Here is a 14,801-nt window from a genome sequence, read left to right on the forward strand (position 1 = left end):
GGATCCGCCCATGACCGCCTACCGAGCCCGCCTGACCGAGATCGATATCCGCCGCCTGATCAAGGCGACCGACGAGGACGAACGGGCCGCGGCGGCGCACAAGCTGTGCCGCAGCATGGACAGGGCCGATCTGGACGAGGACGACCGCGCGGCGGCGCAGAAGATCCTTCGCATGCTGGCCCAGGACGCCGCCGAATTGGTGCGACGGGCCATGGCCGTGACGCTGAAGGCGTCGGACCTGATCCCGCGGGACATCGCGCGCAAGCTGGCGGCCGATGTCGACAGCGTCGCCCTGCCGCTGATCAACTTCTCCCCGGCTTTCACCGACGAGGACCTGATCGAGATCGTCCGGGCCGGATCGGCCGTGCGGCAGGTGGCGGTGGCCAGTCGGCCCGGCGTCAGCCGCGACGTGGCCACGGCCGTGGCCGAGGTCGGCTGCGAACAGGCCGTCCGGACCCTCGCCGCCAACGACAACGCCGACGTCGCCGAGGCCGCCCTGGGGCGCTGCATCGACCGTTTCGGCGCCTCGCCCGAGATCGTGGCCGCCATAGCCTATCGGCAGGTCCTGCCCCTGTCGGTGACCGAGCGCCTGATCGAACTGGCTTCGGAGACGGTGCGCGAACACCTGGTCACCCGCCACGCCCTGGCGCCGGAGACGGCCATCCGCCTGGCCGCCTTCGCCCGCGAACGGGCCACGGTGGACCTGGTCGACCAGGCCTCCAGCCAGGCCGAACTGCCGCAGTTCGTCGCCAATCTGAACGCGCGCCGGGCGCTGACCGCCTCCCTGCTGCTGCGCGCGCTCGCGCGTGGCCAGATGGCGCTGTTCGAACACGGGCTGGCCGAACTGGCCGGCACGCCGCACGCCCGGGCGTGGCTGATGATCCACGACGCCGGCCCGCTCGGGTTGAAGGCGATCTATGACCGCGCCGGTCTGCCGCCCCGCCTGTTCCAGGCCTATCGCGCGGGCGTCGACACCTGGCGGACCCTGCAGGCCGAGGGCGCCGACACCTCGGGCGACGACTTCCGTCAACGGATGCTGGAGCGCTTCCTGACCCAGCGCCCCAACGCGCCGCGCGAAGATCTCGCCTATCTGATGGAGCGGCTGGACCACGACCCGCTGTCGGGCCGGGTCAGGATCAGCGCCGCCGCCTGACAGCGAAACGCCCGCCTGGGGGGCGGGCGTCGGCCTTCAGAATAGGACGCGGCTCAGCCCAGGTGTTCTGCGACCCGGGCTTCCAGGGCCTCGGCCAGCACCTTGCCGGTCGGATGGTCGTCGGTCTGGATCTGGTCGCGGACCACGGCCTTGATGGCGTCGATATGGGCGTCCAGCAGCAGGACCGGGGCCCCCATGCGCTTGACCGGATCGTCCATCATCTTGCAGAGCGACCCGGCCAGGCGGGTCACCAGTGGATACTGATAGGTCGAGCCCAGCCCCTTCAGGTCGTGGGCCCGGAAATAGAGCGCCTCGGCCGTCTTCGCATTGTAGCCCTCGGTGCGGATATCGGACTGGGCCTTGTCCAGCTTGACGATCTCGTCCTGGAGCCACTGGCCGAACTGGGCCGACATCGCCTTCAGGGCCTCCTCGGCCTTGGCGATGGCGCCGGCGTCGATGCCGCCGAAAGCGCCGCCGACCTTCATGCGAAGGGTGTTGGGCGGGCGAATGACCTGGGCCGGGTTGCTCACGGCGGACTCCTGCATACGGACGAACCCCAGCCTTGCACCCACGTCCTTAAAAAGCGGTGCACGGCCGTCAGGATGCGAATTGTTCCGCCAGGACCCGTTCCTCGAACGATCGGCCGGCGTCGAACAGCATGGTCAGGGCGATGTCGCGGCGTTCGCGGACCTCCACCCGGTTGACCCGCCGGATCTCCAGGCTGTCCGCCGTGGCGCTGACCGGGCGCTTGTCGGCCTCCAGCACCTCGAAACACACCCTGGCGGTATGCGGCAGCAGGGCCCCGCGCCAGCGCCGGGGCCGGAAGGCGCTGATCGGCGTCAGCGCCAGCACCGGGGCGCCCAGGGGAATGATCGGCCCGTGCGCCGACAGATTGTAGGCCGTCGATCCGGCCGCGGTGGCCAGCATGCAGCCGTCGCACGACAGCTCCTCCAGCCGCACGCGATCGTCGACGCTGATCCTCAGCTTGGCGCTCTGGCGGGTCTGGCGCAGCAGCGAGACCTCGTTGATGGCCAGGCCGCTGTGCGTCTGGCCGGCCTCGGTGCGGGCGTCCATCTGGAGCGGATGGATGACGGCGCGCCCGGCGGCGGCCAGCCGTTCCGGCAATCCGTCCTCCTCGAAGTCGTTCATCAGGAAGCCGATCGAGCCCCGGTTCATGCCGAATACGGGCGTGCGCCGCTCCATGACGGTGTGCAGGGTCTCGAGCATGAAGCCGTCCCCGCCCAGGGCGACGATGACGTCGGCCTCCGCCGCGTCCACCGACCCGTAGCGGGCCGCCAGACGGTCGCGGGCGGCCTGCGCCTCGGGCCGGTCCGAGGCGGCGAAGGCGATGCGGACGGAGGGCGGCAGGGGTTGGTTCACCCTCGCACGCAAGCCGAGGCGGAGGGCGAAGTCAAACGGCGGCTTGCAGTTCGCCGTGTTCGCCGCCGGTCAGCACCCGGAAAGCGCGCGCCGCCGAGTTGGACGACAAGGCTCCGCGCTGCCAGACCGGGTCGCCCCGGTCGCCCGGGAGGGAGCCGTTCAGCTTGCGCAGCTCCGTCAGCAGGGTGGGGAAGACGGCCCGGTCGATCCCGACCGCGGCGCAGGCGTAGTAGATCGCCTCGGGCGTCGGCGCGCCCAGGGCCTGCCGGACCTGGGCGACCCCGAAGCCGCCCAGGGCGGCAAGGCCGTGCGCGAACAGGTTGAGATGCTTTTCGCGGACGGCGCGGATCAGGAAGCCGGCGCGCAACTGGCCGGCCGATTTCAGCTTGTCGATCAGCCGCCGTTCCATCTCGTCGCGATCGGGATGGTCGAGCGGAACCTCTTCCGGCTTCGGGGGCCGCAGAACGCCCTCGACGGCGTCATAGACCGCCGCTCCCAGGGCCTTCTCGTCCACCGTGAACCGGGCCGCGATCGACTGACGCAGGGCCGTGCCGACCCACTGGTACAGCTGTTCGGCCAGAGCCTCGGTCAGAAGCGGATGGCGGGTCAGGGGTCCGCGCAGGGCGGCGATGCGACGGGAATGCTCGACCAGCCGGCGGAGGCCTCCGACGCTGATTTCGGCGGTCCGGTTGGCGGCCAGCGCCATCAGGACGGCGGGCTCGGCCCGGTCTATGACGGCGTCGGCCACCCGTCCGCTGATCCCGGGACGTCGGGCCACCGCGATCTGATGTTCCAGCGAGGCCTCGATCAGCACGCGCAGCAGATCGTCGTCCCCCAGCAGGGGGCTGGAGGCGAGGATGGGGCGGGCGATCTCGATCTCGTCCAGGGCCAGCACATTGACGAGGGCCGCGGGCGCCCAGTCGGCGTGGGCCAGTCTCTCGGACAGAACCTTGCGCACGTCGCGCTCGGCCTGGCGGGCGAGGGTCAGGAAGATTTCGCCGAGCACCGGCGACAGTTCGCCCGCCGGCGGGCGGGCGTCGCACAGCGCCACGACGCCGAGCAGCAGGCGCTGGCGGGCGTCGACGCTGTTGTTGCGCGCGAGCGCCAGCAGGTCGCTGGGGCGGGGCGCGTCCTCGACGCGGTGCTGGGGCACAAGCTGGACGAGGACCACGGGCGTCTCCGGCGCACCGACGACGGGTCGGCGAGGCCGACGCTAGAGCCTGGGGCGCTAAGACGCGGTTAACGGAAACTGAATCTTGACGAAGGCCGCGCCCGGCGCGAGCGTGGCCGCCGATCTGGACGAAGGACTGCGATCATGGCCGACGGCGCGACTGTTTCCCTCAAATCGCGGGTTTCCGAGGCGGAATGGAACGTCCGCGTCGAACTGGCCGCCCTGTACCGGCTGGTGGCCCTGCACGGCTGGGACGACATGATCTTCACCCACGTCTCGGCGCGCGTGCCGGGGCCGGAGCATCACTTCCTGATCAATCCCTACGGCTGGTATTTCGAGGAGATCACGGCCTCCTGCCTGGTCAAGGTCGATCTCGAGGGAAACATCGTCCAGGACACGACCAGCTTCATCAATCCGGCCGGCTTCACCATCCACTCGGCCATCCACGCCGCGCGCGAGGACGCCCGGTTCGTCATCCATCTGCATACGGTCGCGGGCGTCGGCGTGGCCGCGCAGCAGGAGGGCCTGCTGCCCATCGGCCAGAACGCCTGCCTGCTGCAGCACCAGGTGGCCTATCACGGCTACGAGGGTCTGGCGCTGAACCACGAGGAGCGGGGGCGGCTGGTGGCCGATCTCGGCGACAAACCGCTGATGTTGCTGCGCAACCACGGCACCCTGGCGGTGGGCGAGACGGCCGCCCAGGCCTGGGTCGGCATGTTCTTCCTCGAGCGGGCCTGCGCCCAGCAGGTGGCGGCCCTGTCGGGCGGCCGCGAGCATGTGCTGATGGCGCCGGACGCCGCCCAGGCCGAGACGAAGGACCAGGGTCGGGGCATCGGCTTCATCTCGGCCCTGGCCTGGCCCGGCGCCCTGCGGATGCTGGATCGGAAATCCCCGGGCTACGACGCTTGAGAACGGCCGCCGGCCTGCTGGCCGCGACGGTCCTGATGACGGGCGCCGGCTCCGCCGCCGCCGGCCCCTGGACCCAGCCCCGGGGCGAAGGCCAGGTGATCTTCAAATTCGAGGACATGCGGGCCGACCGCGGGTTCGACCCTGGCGGCGCCATGGCCGACCTGCCGGCGGAACGGCGCGATGTGACATTCGGCCTGTTCGCGGAATACGGCGTCGCCGACCGCTTCACCGTGCAATTCAAGGGTGATTGGCAGTCCGGCGAGGACGCCTTCGTCGACTACCAGGGACGCGGCCCCCTCGAGATCGGCGTGACGTGGCAGGCCTGGCGCGACGACCGCGCCGCCGTCAGCCTCTACGCCGGCTACGCCGACGGGGGCGAGGGCCGCAACGCCGGCTATGCGGCCCCCGGGGTCGGCGACAGCGACTGGGAGGTCCGGGCCTCGGTCGGCCGGTCGTTCGGAGGCTCGGGCCGCTGGGGCGCCAGCGGCTCCTTCGTCGACCTGCAGGCGGCGCGGCGGATGCGGCAGGGCCTGCCGGACGAGACGCGGATCGACGCCACGGCCGGGGCCCGTTTCGGCGAGGACTGGATGGTGCTGGCCCAGGCCTATGGCGGACAGGCCGACGATGGCGGTCCCCGCTGGCTGTCGCTCGAGGCCTCGGTCGTCCGCGATCTCGGCGACTGGAGCCTGCAGGCGGGCTGGCGCCAGGCCGTCGCCGGCCGGGAGACGCCGGAATCGGCCGGCCCGGTGATCGCTGTCTGGCGGCGCTTTTGACGCGGCCGGCCGCGACGGAAACCGGAACCGCGACCGTTACATGAACTTTAGTTGCGTCGATGGCGTGAGCCGCTAAGTCGGCGGGTCCCATTCGCCGGAGAGCGCCCCGCGTGATCAAGCGCCACTTCTTCCTCGTAGCCGCCGCCGTTCTGCTGGGGCTCATGGTCCTGGCGGTTGTGCTGCGGATGGCCTTCGCCGACGACGACAAGGCCGGCGGCGGCCCGGGCGGCCCGGGCGGCGGTCGCGGCCAGGCCGTGTCCGAAGCGGTGACGGCGCCGCGACAATTCACCGACGAGATCCGCGTGCTGGGCGTCGCGCGCGGCCGCCGCTCGGTCAACATCACCTCTTCCACCAGCGAACTCATCACCCGGGTCCTGTTCACCGACGGCCAGCGGGTCGCGGCCGGCGCTCCCCTTGTCGAATTGCAGGCCCGCGAGGAGGACGCCGGCATTATCGAGGCCCGCGCCCAGGTGGCCCAGGCCCAGCGCCAGTACGACCGCTACAGGACCCTCGCCGACCGCGGCATCGCGCCCCGCGTCACCGCCGAGGACGCAGAGACGGCCCTCGAAAGCGCCCGGGCGTCGCTGTCGGCGGCCCAGGCCCGGCGCGGCGACCGGCTGATCCGGGCGCCCTTCGCCGGAGTGCTGGGGCTCAGTTCGGTCACGGCCGGGACCCTGGTCAATCCGGGCGGGGTCATCACCACCCTGGACGACATCGACGTGATCCGCGTCGATTTCCCCGTGCCCGAACGCTACCTCGGCGTTCTGCGCGCCGGCGCGCCGATCTCGGCCAGGATCGACGCCTGGGGCGACGAAGCCTTCTCCGGCCGCATCGCCCTGATCGACACGCGGGTCAACGAACAGACCCGGTCGGTGACGGCGCGGGCCGAGATCCCCAACCCCGGAGCCCGCATCCGGCCCGGCATGGCTGTCCGCGTGGCCATCGAGCAGGGCGTGCGCACCGCGCCGGCGGTGCCGGAAAGCGCGGTCCAGTACGAAGGCGAGGGCGCCTTCGTCTACCGTATCGCCCGCGGCGAGCGGGGCCAGACGGCCCAGCGGGTCGAGGTCGAGGCCGGGGCCGTCGAGGGCGGCTTCGTCGAGATCCTGTCCGGCCTCGCCGCCGGCGACCGGGTGGTCGGCTCCGGCCTGAATCGCATCCAGCCGGGCGCGCCGGTCACCGTCGCCGGGCGCGGCGGGCGGGCCGCCGCTCCCCGGACAACCGCCCGATGATGCTGTCCGACCTCTCGGTCCGCCGCCCGGTCTTCGCGGCCGTGGCGGCCATCGTATTGTGCGTCATCGGCGCGGCCGCCTTCTTCTTCCTGCCCGTGCGGGAGCTGCCCGACGTCGATCCGCCCATCGTCTCGGTCAACACCAGCTACGCCGGGGCCTCGGCCGAGGTGATCGAGAGCCGGATCACCGAGCCCATCGAACAGCAGATCGCCGGCATCCAGGGGGTGGAGCGGATCAACTCCACCAGCCGCGACGGCCGCTCCAGCGTCTCGATCGAATTCTCGCTCGATCGGGACATCGACGACGCCGCCAATGACGTGCGCGACCGGGTTTCGCGCGTGGTCGGCCGCCTGCCGGACCAGGCCGATCCGCCCGAAGTGGCCAAGGCCGACACGAACAGCCAGCCGATCATGATCCTGTTCCTGCGCTCGCCGACGCTGGATCGCCTGGAGCTGACCGACTACGCCGACCGCTATCTGATCGACCGCCTGGCGACCGTTCCGGGCGTGGCCCAGGTCCAGATCTACGGCGAGCAGCGCTATTCCATGCGCATCTGGCTGGACCCCGCGGCCCTCGCCGCGCGCGGGCTGACGGTCGGCGACGTCGAAACCGCCCTGACCAGCCAGAACGTCGAATTGCCCGCCGGTCAGCTCGAGTCGGGCGAGAAGAACTACACCGTCCGCGTGGCGCGGACCTACGCCTATGCCGACGACTTCCGCCGGTTGCCGATCGGCGTCCGGGGGTCGGCGCCCGCCGCCGCCCAGACGACCGGACAGGTCGCCCCCGCCACTCTGCCCAGCGGGGCTTCCGGCGCGATCCAGGGCCAGGGCGCCTATGTCACCCGGCTGGGCGACATCGCCCGCGTCGAGGAGGCGCCCGAGGAGGATCGCCGCCTCTTCCGCGGCAACGGCCTGGACCAGATCGGCCTCGCCGTCACGCGCCAGGCCCAGTCGAACGACCTGGCCATTTCGGCCGGGGTCAAGGACCTGCTGGACGAGATCCGGCCCAGCCTGCCCGAGGGGACGGAGCTGGTCGTCGGCTCGGACAATTCGGTCTTCACCGCGCACGCCATCGACGAGGTCTGGATCACCATCGGCATCTCGCTGGTGCTGGTGGCGCTGGTGAATTTCATCTTCCTCGGCAGTTTGCGGGCGGCCTTCATTCCCACGATCGTAGCTCCGATCTGCCTGCTTTCGACCTTCATCGTGCTGGCCCCCCTGGGCTTTTCGCTGAACCTGCTGACCCTGCTGGCCCTGGTTCTGGCCATCGGCCTGGTGGTCGACGACGCCATCGTCGTGACCGAGAACATCCAGCGCCGCATCGACCACGGCGAGCCGCCGCTGGTCGCCGCCGAACGCGGCGCGCGACAGGTGTTCTTCGCGGTGGTCGCCACCACCATCACCCTGCTGTCGGTGTTCGCGCCCCTGCTGTTCCTGCCGGGCTATGTCGGACGGCTGTTCGTCGAGCTGGCGGCGGCCATCGCCGCGGCCGTGGCCTTCTCCGCCTTCCTGGCCCTGAGCCTGTCGCCGATGCTGGCGTCGCGTATCCTGCGGCCGGCGGCCGGCGGCGGCTGGGTGGCCCGCAAGGTCGACCGCGCCATGGATGCGCTGAAGACGTCCTACGCCCATTCCCTGCAGGCGCTGCTGGGCCGGCGCATCGCCGTGGTCGGCGTCGCCGCCCTGATCCTGCTGGTCGGCGGCGGCGCGGCGCTGATGTTCGTCAATCTGCCGGACGAACTGGTGCCGCCCGAGGACCGGGGGCGCGTCATGGTCCGGGTCCAGGGACCCGAAGGGGCGGGGTTCGACTACACCCGCCGCATCATGCTGGGGCTCGAGCCCATACTGGCGGAGTACAGGGACAACGGCGAGGTCGAGGCCTATCTGGTCTCGGCTCCGGGCTTCGGCGGCGGCGGCTTCAACTCCGGCAACGCCGTGCTGACCCTGAAGGACTGGTCCGAACGCGACCGCTCGGCCGACGAGATCGCCCAGGAGCTGAACGGCAAGCTGCGCGGCCAGACCGACGCCCAGGTCAACGCCTCGGTTCCCGGCGCCTTCCAGCGCGGCGGCGGCAATTCCAACTCGGTCGAGATGGTCGTGACCGGCTCGGAATATGAGGACATCTATCGCTGGCTCCAGCCGGTGCTCGCGCGGTCCCTGGAGAATCCGGGCTTTTCCCGGCCGCGCCTCAACTACGAGCCCAATTCCCCGCGCCTGCTGGTCGACGTCGATCCCGAGAAGGCCGCGGCCCTGGGCGTCTCCTCCCAGTCGATCGGCCGGACGCTGGAGACGATGTTCGGGTCGAGGCGCGCCACCACCTATCTGCGCGGCGGCCAGGAGTACGACGTCATCCTGCAGACCGGACGCGCCGACCGCCGCACTGTCGGCGACCTCGAGGCCCTGTACGTGGCCACCGGCGGCGGCCAGCTGGTGCCCCTGTCGGCCGTGGTCACCACCCAGACGTCGGGGGACACGCCCGACCGGCGTCGTCTCGACCGGCAGCGGGCGATCAGCCTGTCCGCGGATCTCAACCCGGGCACCACCATCGCCGATGCGACGGCCTTCCTGACCGAGGTGGCGAGAGATCAGCCGCAGGGCGTGGTCACGACCCAGTGGGGCGGCGCCGCCCGGGATCAGCAGGAAGCGGGCGGGGCCGTCGCCGCGGCCTTCGGCCTGGCCCTGCTGCTGGTCTTCCTGGTGCTGGCGGCCCAGTTCGAGAGCTGGATCACGCCGGCGGTGATCATGCTGACCGTGCCCCTGGCGGCGGCGGGCGGCCTGTTCGGCCTGATGATGGCCGGCTCCAGCCTCAACATCTACAGCCAGATCGGTCTGATCATCCTGATCGGCGTGGCGGCCAAGAACGGCATCCTGATCGTGGAGTTCGCCAACCAGCTTCGCGATCAGGGCCGGTCGATCCACGATGCCATCATCGAGTCGTCCACCCTGCGCCTGCGCCCCATCATCATGACCTCGATCGCCACCGCCTTCGGCGCCCTGCCGCTGGTTCTGTGGCAGGGGGCGGGCGCCGGCAGCCGCCAGACCATCGGCGTGGTGATCTTCTCGGGGGCCATGTTCGCCACCCTGCTGACCCTGTTCGTGGTGCCGGTGATCTACGGCGTGCTGGCGCGCTTTACGAAGTCGCCTGAATACACCGCCCGCAAGATCGAGGAATGGGAGGCGCAGGAGACCACGGCCAACGACGCCGTCCCCGCCGCGGCGGAATAGACCTCAGGGCCGGGCGGGCGGCGTGTAGCCGGTCTCGACCTTCAGGAAGGCGATGACGTCGCGGCGGTCCGTCGGGTCGGGAATGCCGGCGAAGGCCATCTTCGTGCCCGCCAGGAAGGTGCGCGGATTCTCCAGCCAGTCGTCCAGACGCTCGCCGTCCCATGCGAAGCCGGCTTCCTTCACCGCGGCGGAGTAGTTGAAGCCGGGCGCGGCCCCCGCCTGACGTCCGAACACGCCATGGAGGTTCGGCCCGGTCATGTTCGGTCCGCCCTCGGTGATGGTGTGGCAGGACCGGCAGCGGGCGAAGACCCGCCGGCCGTTGTCCAGATCGGCCTCGTTCCAGGGCGCGGGCAGGGCCGCGAGCAGCGCCGCCTTCTCCGGCGCCGCCGCGGCGACGGGAGCCGACGGCGGCGGCGGCGGCGCTGACACGGCCTGCTCCGGCGTGGCGGGCGTCTCCGTCGTGGATCCCCCGTCGCCCTGGCTGCAACCGGTCAACGCAAGCAGGGCGAGGGCGGCGATCATCGATGGGCGGGTCATGGCTCTCTCCGGCATTTCCATCCGGTGATACTCCAACCGTAGCCATGGGCAACGGGATGCGACGCCATGTCTGACTGGACGCGGACCATTCGCACCTGATAATCAGTGTCAACAGACGCGGGAGTCCGCGTCGCCGGTTCGCGAGCGTAATGTCCGACACCCTGAAACTCAGCCTGGCTCGAAAGGGCGACCGCGGCGTCATCGTCCAGGTCGGCGATCACTGTCACCATGACGAGCACGCGATGGAGCTGGAGCGCCGGCTTCTGGAGCTGGGCTTCGTCGAGGGCGCCCGGATCGAACTGCTGCACGAGGGTCTGTTCGGCCGCGATCCCATCGCGATGAAGATCGACGACATGCGCGTCGCCCTGCGCCGGCACGAGGCCGCCAGCCTGACCGTGCGATTCGACCCGGTGGCGGTCGCGGCGGCCGATCCGGCTCCCGAAGAAGTCACCGCCTGATGGACATGGCGGTGCGGAGCGCGCGGGTCGCGCTCGTCGGAAATCCGAACAGCGGCAAGACCGCGCTGTTCAACGCCCTGACCGGCGCCCATCAGAAGGTCGCCAACTACGCGGGCGTCACGGTGGAGCGGAAGGAGGGCCTGATCCGCTCGGCGGACGGCCACACGATGTCGGTGCTGGACCTGCCCGGCACCTATTCCCTGCGCGCCCGCAGCCCGGACGAGGAAGTCACCCGCGACGCGGTGCTGGGCCGGCTGGCCGGGGAGAACACGCCGGATGTGATCGTCGCGGTGGCCGACTCCACCAATCTGCGGCTGGTGCTGCGCCTCGTGCTGGAGCTGAAGGCCGTCGGACGCCCGATGGTGCTGGCGCTCAACATGTACGACATCGCCCAGCGCCAGGGCCTGCGCATCGACCTGGAGCGGCTTTCGGCCGAACTGGGCGTGCCGATCGTTCCGACGACGGCGACGCGAAAGCGCGGCATCGACGAGCTGGTCGCCGCCGTCGCCGCCGTGGTCGGGACACAGTCGCCGACGGCCGAAAGCGTCTGGACGGCTCCCGACGCCGCCGCCCTGCGCGGAGCGGCGCGCGAGGCCGAGCGGATCATGAAGGTCTGCGTTCGTCCGCCGGAACGGCCCGACACCCTGACCGGCCGGATCGACTCCGTGCTGCTGCATCCGGTGGGCGGCCTGGTCATCCTGACGGCCATCATGTTCGTCATGTTCCAGGCGGTGTTCAGCTGGGCGACGCCGCTCGCGGACGGCATCGAGGGCGCGCTCGCCGGCCTGGGCGCGCTGGTCGCCATGATCCTGCCGGACGGCATCTGGCAGAGCCTCATCGTCGACGGGCTGATTTCCGGCATCGGCAGCGTGCTCGTCTTCCTGCCCCAGATACTGATCCTGTTCCTGTTCATCATCCTCCTCGAGGACTTCGGCTACATGGCCCGCGCCGCCTTCCTGCTGGACCGGATCATGGGCGTCGCCGGCCTGCACGGCCGGGCCTTCATTCCGCTGCTGTCCAGCGTGGCCTGCGCCATTCCGGGGATCATGGCCGCGCGGGTGATCGACTCCAGGCGCGACCGCCTGACCACCATCATGGTGGCTCCGCTGATGACCTGTTCGGCGCGGATTCCCGTCTACACGCTGATCATCGGCGCCTTCATTCCGAACGAGCGGGTCTGGGGCTTCGCCAGCCTCCAGGGCCTGGTCATGCTCGGCCTCTACGGGGCTGGCATCGTCAGCGCCCTGACGGTCTCGTTCGTCATCCGCAAGCTGTTCTGGAGGGGCGCGGTCGAGCCGTTCATGATGGAGCTGCCGGCCTACAAGACGCCCGACTGGAAGAGCGTGCTGTTCAACCTGTGGCTCCGCGCCCGGATATTCCTGGAGCGGGCCGGGCGGATCATCCTGCCGCTGATGATCGTCGTCTGGGCGCTGGCGACCTTCCCCTATCCGCCGGAAGGCGCGACCGGTCCGGCCATCGACTACAGCTTCGCGGGCATGATCGGCCACGCGCTGGAGCCGATCTTCGCGCCGATCGGCTTCAACTGGCAGATGGTCATCGCCCTCGTGCCCGGCATGGCGGCCCGGGAGGTCGCGGTCGCGGCCCTGGGCACCGTCTATGCGGTCGCCGACCCCGAGAGCGCGACCAGCCTACTCGGCGTCACCCTGGCCGCGCAGTGGTCGCTGGCCACGGGTCTGGCCTTCCTCGCCTGGTATGTCTTCGCGCCCCAGTGCGTGGCGACGCTGGGCGTGGTCAAGCGCGAGCTGAACTCGTGGAAGTGGATGTGGGTCATGGTCGTCTACATGTTCGGACTGGCCTATCTGGCGGCCTTCATCGTCTACCGGATCGCCCTGGCCCTGGGGGGCGGCTAGTTCGCCGGCTCGCGCCGCAAGCGAACCATGGTTGACAAGCGCCGAGCCTTGGGGCGAATCCCGGAACGTCCGGGGAGAAAGCCATGCCGTCGCCGCTGAAGCCATTGCTATGTCGGCACGAATTCTATTGGTCCGAGCGTCATCGCGCCGACCGGTGCCATCGCTGCGGCAAGACCCGGGCCGCGGAGCTGCCCGATGCGTTCACCGCGTTCGAGGTCGTGGCGGATGCGTCGTCGCGCGTCGAAGGCGACCGGGCGACCTTCGCGTCCGCGCCCCGGCCTGGGCCGATGGACAGCGCCTTCTTCGACATTCCCGCGATCGACGGCGCGCCGTCGGCGACTGTCCGCGCGATGCGGAGCTCGCCCAGCGCCAAGGTTCTCAAGGCCCAGGCGCTGGAGCGCCGCGAAAAGCTGCTGGCCCTGCTGGACCGGCTCGCGGAGGGCGGCCAGCCGTCCCGCCAGGACTCGCTGGACGTCGTCCTGGCGGTCATCGAGGACGCCCATTCGGCCGACCCGGTGCTGTTCGGGCCCGAGGCCGTGGCCCATTTCGCTCGACTCCACGAAGCGCGCAGCGGGCTGATCTTCTGATCAGCGCGCTGGTGCCGGCTGCAGGAATCGAACCCGCGACATCCAGTTTACAAAACTGGCGCTCTACCAACTGAGCTAAGCCGGCCGCCGCCTTGACGGGCGGTCCTTATGCTGGCGCATGGCGGAGGACGTCAAGACAGGTCCGCCATGCCCCTTTCCTTCGCCCAACTCGCGCCGATCCTGCTGCTCACGGCGTCGAACATCTTCATGACCCTGGCCTGGTACGGCCACCTGAAATTCGGCTCGAAGCCGCTGTGGCTGGTCGTCATCGTGGCCTGGGGGATCGCCTTCTTCGAATACTGCCTGGCGGTCCCGGCCAACCGGATCGGGCATCAGGTCTATTCGGCGGCGGAGCTGAAGACGATGCAGGAGGTCATCACCCTGATCGTCTTCGCGGTCTTTTCGGTGACCTTCCTCGGCGAGAAGCTGACCCTGAACCATGCCGTCGGCTTCGCCCTGATCGTCGCCGGGGCCTGGTTCGTGTTCCGCGGCCCCCTCTAGCCGCGCCGACCAGCCAGCAGGGCCAGGAGGGCGAAACTGGCCAGCCAGTGCTCGCCCATATAGTCGCCGGTGACATGGGGGAGGGCGGCGTCGAGGTGAACGTCCGCCGCCTCGAGGGCGATCGGGCGGCGCGCGTCCCCGGGCGGCAGGCTTGACGCGATCTCCCGCCAGCACCAGGCCCGGCTGAGGTTCAGGCCGTCCAGATGGGCGATCTTGCCGTCCGACCGGTCGCTGACGCTGGCCGGAAGGAACAGGGTGGCGGGCTCGCGTTCGGCCAGCCGGGGCAGGAAGGCCTCGAACCAGTTCGCGAAGGCGTCCGGCGCCAGCGCGCGGCGCATCAGGGCGGCCTCCATCAGGGCGGGGGAGAGGAACTCGTCCTGCGACGGCTCCCACGCCTGACAGTCGCGGTCCGCCGCGTGCCACAGCGTCGCCCGGCCCCGGCACTGATCCGCCAGGGCCGCGTCGCCCGCGCCCTCGGCCCAGTCCAGCGTCAGCCGCAGGGCGAAGGCGGTGTTGTAGTGGGTCCCGACCCGCACCGGATAGGCGGCCAAGGGCAGGAAGTCCCGGAACCGGCGTGCGAACGCCTCCGCCAGCGGCGCCAGCGTCCGGGCCCGCGCCCCGTCCTCGTGCCGATCCAGTTCCGCCGCCAGCATCAGCAGCCAGGCCCAGCCATAGGGCCGCTCGAAGCCCCGGCTCTCCGGCCGTTCCGCATAGGCGGTTTCCGCCGCGACCTTGTCCGGAGTGAAGAGCTCGTCCGCGAGGGCCCTGATGCGGTTCGCCTCGGGCATGTCGGGATACAGGCGCAGCAGGGTGAACAGGGTCCACCAGCCGTGGACGCAGGAATGCCAGTCGAAACTGCCGAAGAAGACAGGGTGCAGGGCGCGCGGCCCCTGAACGTCCCCCGGCCCGGACAGGACGTGATCCATCTTGTTCGGATATTCGCGCGTCACATGGCCGAGGGCGGCGGCCGCGAAGCGGGAGGCCGTGGCGGAGTCGAGAACGTGGGTCATC

The 14,801-nt window shown here is 70.5% G+C and carries 14 protein-coding genes and 1 tRNA gene; 9 read left to right on the top strand and 6 right to left on the bottom strand.

Features of this window, described 5'->3' with window-relative positions; all coding sequences use genetic code 11:
* Window positions 1–10 precede the first annotated feature (10 nt).
* A complete protein-coding gene (locus tag Q8Q71_RS05875; RefSeq protein WP_305758696.1) occupies window positions 11–1,153 on the top strand; it encodes a DUF2336 domain-containing protein in 1,143 nt (380 codons plus the stop codon).
* Between the two features lie 53 nt (window positions 1,154–1,206).
* Here Q8Q71_RS05875 and Q8Q71_RS05880 read toward each other — a convergent pair whose 3' ends face one another.
* The 3 genes from Q8Q71_RS05880 to Q8Q71_RS05890 are packed head-to-tail and all read right to left on the bottom strand — an operon-like array spanning window position 1,207 to window position 3,704.
* On the bottom strand, window positions 1,207–1,698 hold the full coding sequence (locus tag Q8Q71_RS05880) for an Hpt domain-containing protein (RefSeq protein ID WP_305758697.1): 492 nt from the start codon (window positions 1,696–1,698) through the stop codon (window positions 1,207–1,209).
* Window positions 1,699–1,750: 52 nt separating this feature from the next.
* A complete protein-coding gene (locus Q8Q71_RS05885) occupies window positions 1,751–2,533 on the bottom strand; it encodes an NAD kinase (RefSeq protein WP_305758698.1) in 783 nt (260 codons plus the stop codon).
* A 31-nt stretch (window positions 2,534–2,564) separates the two neighbouring features.
* On the bottom strand, window positions 2,565–3,704 hold the full coding sequence (locus Q8Q71_RS05890) for a DUF2336 domain-containing protein (protein ID WP_305758699.1): 1,140 nt from the start codon (window positions 3,702–3,704) through the stop codon (window positions 2,565–2,567).
* Between the two features lie 144 nt (window positions 3,705–3,848).
* Between Q8Q71_RS05890 and Q8Q71_RS05895 the strand changes: the two genes are divergently transcribed.
* From Q8Q71_RS05895 to Q8Q71_RS05910, 4 genes are all read left to right on the top strand, one after another.
* Window positions 3,849–4,613 carry a class II aldolase/adducin family protein gene (locus Q8Q71_RS05895; RefSeq protein ID WP_305758700.1) on the top strand — a complete coding sequence of 255 codons (765 nt, stop codon included), beginning with the start codon at window positions 3,849–3,851 and terminating at the stop codon, window positions 4,611–4,613.
* Window positions 4,610–5,386, top strand: a complete 777-nt coding sequence (locus tag Q8Q71_RS05900) for a hypothetical protein (RefSeq protein ID WP_305758701.1) — start codon at window positions 4,610–4,612, stop codon at window positions 5,384–5,386. The genes Q8Q71_RS05895 and Q8Q71_RS05900 overlap by 4 nt, the downstream gene beginning before the upstream one ends.
* A 110-nt stretch (window positions 5,387–5,496) precedes the next feature.
* Complete coding sequence (locus tag Q8Q71_RS05905; protein WP_305758702.1) at window positions 5,497–6,615, top strand: efflux RND transporter periplasmic adaptor subunit; 1,119 nt, start codon at window positions 5,497–5,499, stop codon at window positions 6,613–6,615.
* Window positions 6,615–9,836, top strand: a complete 3,222-nt coding sequence (locus Q8Q71_RS05910) for an efflux RND transporter permease subunit (RefSeq protein WP_305759011.1) — start codon at window positions 6,615–6,617, stop codon at window positions 9,834–9,836. The genes Q8Q71_RS05905 and Q8Q71_RS05910 overlap by 1 nt, the downstream gene beginning before the upstream one ends.
* Window positions 9,837–9,839: 3 nt before the next feature.
* Here the strand turns inward: Q8Q71_RS05910 and Q8Q71_RS05915 are convergent, their stop codons facing one another.
* Window positions 9,840–10,373: a cytochrome c family protein gene (locus tag Q8Q71_RS05915; RefSeq protein ID WP_305758703.1), complete on the bottom strand. Its 534-nt coding sequence runs from the start codon at window positions 10,371–10,373 to the stop codon at window positions 9,840–9,842.
* Between the two features lie 149 nt (window positions 10,374–10,522).
* Between Q8Q71_RS05915 and Q8Q71_RS05920 the strand changes: the two genes are divergently transcribed.
* The 3 genes from Q8Q71_RS05920 to Q8Q71_RS05930 all read left to right on the top strand — a co-directional run bounded on the left by Q8Q71_RS05920 (window position 10,523) and on the right by Q8Q71_RS05930 (window position 13,289).
* Window positions 10,523–10,831 (top strand): FeoA family protein, encoded by a 309-nt coding sequence (locus tag Q8Q71_RS05920; protein WP_305758704.1) that lies wholly within the window; start codon window positions 10,523–10,525, stop codon window positions 10,829–10,831.
* On the top strand, window positions 10,831–12,702 hold the full coding sequence (locus Q8Q71_RS05925) for a ferrous iron transporter B (RefSeq protein WP_305758705.1): 1,872 nt from the start codon (window positions 10,831–10,833) through the stop codon (window positions 12,700–12,702). The genes Q8Q71_RS05920 and Q8Q71_RS05925 overlap by 1 nt, the downstream gene beginning before the upstream one ends.
* Window positions 12,703–12,785: 83 nt before the next feature.
* The gene (locus tag Q8Q71_RS05930; protein ID WP_305758706.1) at window positions 12,786–13,289 is read left to right on the top strand and encodes a hypothetical protein; all 504 of its coding nucleotides are present in this window, start codon (window positions 12,786–12,788) and stop codon (window positions 13,287–13,289) included.
* A gap of 9 nt (window positions 13,290–13,298) precedes the next feature.
* On the opposite strand, the gene Q8Q71_RS05935 is transcribed toward Q8Q71_RS05930, so the two are convergent.
* A tRNA-Thr gene (locus tag Q8Q71_RS05935) sits at window positions 13,299–13,374 on the bottom strand.
* Between the two features lie 62 nt (window positions 13,375–13,436).
* On the opposite strand from Q8Q71_RS05935, the gene Q8Q71_RS05940 reads away from it, so the two are divergent.
* Window positions 13,437–13,790, top strand: a complete 354-nt coding sequence (locus tag Q8Q71_RS05940) for a DMT family protein (protein ID WP_305758707.1) — start codon at window positions 13,437–13,439, stop codon at window positions 13,788–13,790.
* On the opposite strand, the gene Q8Q71_RS05945 is transcribed toward Q8Q71_RS05940, so the two are convergent.
* Window positions 13,787–14,800 carry a DUF2891 domain-containing protein gene (locus tag Q8Q71_RS05945; protein WP_305758708.1) on the bottom strand — a complete coding sequence of 338 codons (1,014 nt, stop codon included), beginning with the start codon at window positions 14,798–14,800 and terminating at the stop codon, window positions 13,787–13,789. The genes Q8Q71_RS05940 and Q8Q71_RS05945 overlap by 4 nt on opposite strands.
* Window position 14,801: the final 1 nt, after the last annotated feature.

Origin of the sequence: Brevundimonas sp., from assembly GCF_030704825.1 — a bacterium.
GTDB lineage: Bacteria > Pseudomonadota > Alphaproteobacteria > Caulobacterales > Caulobacteraceae > Brevundimonas.